The organism is Alteromonas sp. KUL150 (assembly GCF_009811475.1).
GTDB lineage: Bacteria > Pseudomonadota > Gammaproteobacteria > Enterobacterales > Alteromonadaceae > Alteromonas > Alteromonas gracilis.
Genome location: NZ_BLIJ01000095.1, coordinates 1 through 2,844, shown reverse-complemented (window position 1 = coordinate 2,844; position 2,844 = coordinate 1). Strand labels below are relative to the sequence as shown.

The 2,844-nt window shown below is 44.5% G+C and carries 4 protein-coding genes; 1 reads left to right on the top strand and 3 read right to left on the bottom strand.

Features of this window, described 5'->3' with window-relative positions:
• Positions 1-21: 21 nt before the first annotated feature.
• The 3 genes from yiaA to GVO62_RS19200 form a co-directional block, all read right to left on the bottom strand.
• Positions 22-492, bottom strand: a complete 471-nt coding sequence (yiaA, locus tag GVO62_RS19210) for an inner membrane protein YiaA (RefSeq protein ID WP_159120618.1) — start codon at positions 490-492, stop codon at positions 22-24.
• Positions 476-1,312 (bottom strand): DUF2145 domain-containing protein, encoded by an 837-nt coding sequence (locus tag GVO62_RS19205; RefSeq protein ID WP_159120617.1) that lies wholly within the window; start codon positions 1,310-1,312, stop codon positions 476-478. The genes yiaA and GVO62_RS19205 overlap by 17 nt, the downstream gene beginning before the upstream one ends.
• 176 nt (positions 1,313-1,488) lie before the next feature.
• Positions 1,489-1,887, bottom strand: coding sequence for a hypothetical protein (locus GVO62_RS19200; protein ID WP_159120616.1), 399 nt, complete (start codon positions 1,885-1,887; stop codon positions 1,489-1,491).
• A 131-nt stretch (positions 1,888-2,018) separates the two neighbouring features.
• Between GVO62_RS19200 and GVO62_RS19195 the strand changes: the two genes are divergently transcribed.
• Positions 2,019-2,753: a helix-turn-helix domain-containing protein gene (locus GVO62_RS19195; RefSeq protein WP_159120615.1), complete on the top strand. Its 735-nt coding sequence runs from the start codon at positions 2,019-2,021 to the stop codon at positions 2,751-2,753.
• Positions 2,754-2,844 lie beyond the last annotated feature (91 nt).

The window sequence follows — 2,844 nt, the reverse complement described above, 5'->3', positions numbered from 1 at the left end:
CTCAGGGTCTGACCCCATTTTTTAAGCGGCTTTCACTTTGGGAGAGTCTTTGTGCTCAGTAGCGCTGCTTTGAGTATCGCTATTTGTGTTGCGTGACTCGTCTGTAGTTTGGTTATCGCGTACGTTCTTCTGCACCGTAATAGCGGCAAAGAGGCTTAGAGTGAAGGCCATGCCGAAGAAGCCTTTTTCACTTAATAAAAGCTCAGCATTTAATAGGCCAATTACCAACAATGCGATGGCTGATGCAGTGGCTACAGCTGATGCCAGGAAGTACGCTTTGGTAGTTGGCACACCTTCCATTTTATCGCGTACCGTTTTTTGTAAGCTCACTACAGAAAACAAACCAAATAACATAATAGTGAAGTAATAACCTTTTTCATTAAGCGCCATTGGGGCATTGTAAAGGCCGATAAAATAAGCGCTTACACCCACAATTAAGGCTGCCAATGAAGCTATGCGAAATGCTTTTGTTGGTTTATTCTGAGTCTGCATTGTTAAATTCCTCGATAATAGTTGTCTCACCGTTGCTCGCAAAAATAACTGCCTTTTCCGATAAATTGTATTTCTGCATGTAACGAGCAAGACTTCCAAATGTAGTCGTTTCTACCTTACGACCGTGATCAGACAGCGTCACGCCGTCGCTGAACATACTCGCCAAGCCAAGTTTCGCGCGGCTCATATTTACTTTTTGCGGTGTGAAGTGCGCTTTTGCATTAGCTTTTAGCTGGGCTGTAACTGTGGTGGAGTACACCGCAGCATTCAACACATCTAATGTGTACTCGGTACAGTTTTGTCGCTCACTGTTAAATGGATTAGCAACGACTGAATAGCGTGGGTTATGCAGCAATTTTGCTTTATCTTCACTGTACATGCTTATAAGCGCTTGCTGTACTGGAATCGAAGGGATAATAAGGCCCGCTTCGAGCGCATAAGCCCTCCAGAAAAAATCTACAGGATAATCGGTAACTAGATGACTCACGTCTTGTTTATCAGCATCTTGATACAAATTATGGATTGCATAGCCTTTTACTGTCTCTCCATTCTCTAGCTGTATACTTGAATAGATAGCAATGGCAGTGTGCGTGAAGCGAATGCCCTTCGGCATGTCTTCAATCGGTCTGCCTCGCCTTGCAATAATGAAGGCACGAGCTCCTTGGCTTGCCGCATATTTTTCAACTTCTTTAGAAAAAATGGCAATGGCTTCTGGTGAAAACGAAGGTTTCCCGTGCTGCTGACTACCTGCCAAAGCGTGATTTGCGTTGGCAGTAAGTAGTACCAAAGCCAAAGCTATTGAATATAAAAATGTTTTCATACTCTTCCCTGCTTAGATTCTCTCGACTTGCATTGAAAAACACCCACCGATAGCACTCGCTACTTATTATGAAGCACAAGATGCACAACGCTTCGCTGTAGCAGTTTTTTAAACCGAGCTACAGCTACTTTTATAGCTTCCAGTCGCGCTTCAAAGTTCGAGCAATTAATTAACCGTTAGCGTTTAGTTGTCGTGGTCGTCGTTGTGTTTGTGGTCGCAACGACTTTGTTTGGTGCTGGGTCTGCAGTAATGATTTTTTCGGTAATCACCAACGGCTGGTTATTATCAATAGAAGAGTGATGGCTAGCTTCGTGAATACTGCGGCTACTCTCGTCAATCACACTTTCAGCAACGGCGCTTCCTGCCACCACAGCACTGCCGGTCAGTATTACGGGAACAGCGACTACTGCACTCGCTACCGATGCTGTTGTTGCCAAGCCTTCAGATGCAGCAAGCGCGCTATGCTTACTGGCTTTGCCACTGTGGTCGATGGAATCATCTGCCATTACAGAATGGGTAAGAAGCGCACTACTTAATAGTGCAGTTAACATCAATGTTGAACGCGAATTTTTCATATCACTTGCTCCTAGTATGTAAAGGCGAGATGTGCCTGAACCTGTTCTACACTAAAACCAAGAATAAATTTCGTAAACCACAATCGCTAGTGTAGTATTAAATTACACCACAAGTATAAATATTTAATACCATGAGCCAAATTACCCTTGTTTACGACACGCTTAAACAATGTTTGCGGGAGCAGCGATTTACCTACAAACAGATCGCACAAAAACTGAACGTAAGCGAGGCCAGCGTAAAACGAAATTTCTCTCTACAGGCTTTCAGCCTCGATAAACTGGAACAGATTTGTGAATGCCTAAATTTGTCATTGAGCGACCTCTTTAGCCTGTCGCAAAAGCAGCAGGAAAAAATATCACAGCTGTCTGAGAAGCAAGAGATGGAGCTACTTGCCAATCCCAAGCTACTGCTTGCAGCAGTTTGCGTGCGCGATGGCTGGCGCTTTTCGGAAATCATTAAGCACTACGATATTTCTGAGGTAGAGGGCATTAAGCTTATGACAACCTTAGACAAACTAAAGCTCATAGAGCTGTTACCGAACAACCGCTACAAGCTACTTATTGCGCAAAATTTTCGCTGGATCCCCGGCGGCCCGCTAGAGAAATTTATGGAACAAGAAGTCATGGTGAAGTTTATGGCTCCAAAGAAGAACGAGCCGTGGATGTTCCGTTTTTATTTGCGCGGCCGCTATTCCCAGACCTCGGTTTCGATTATTCAGCGGCGCCTAGAGCAGCTTAGGCAAGAAGCAGCTAAGCTCAGCAGCGAAGATAATGCCCTGCCAATTGAAGAACGCCAGCACATTGGTCTTTTAATGGCTATGCGGCCTTGGGAACCCTCACTTTTTGAAAACATGAAGCGAAAATAACCCTGTCGAAGTATATTTGGGGGGTCAGAGTACATTTCGTAGAAAAGTACTCTGACCCCACGGGCTTAAAGAAATGTACTCTGACCCTGAG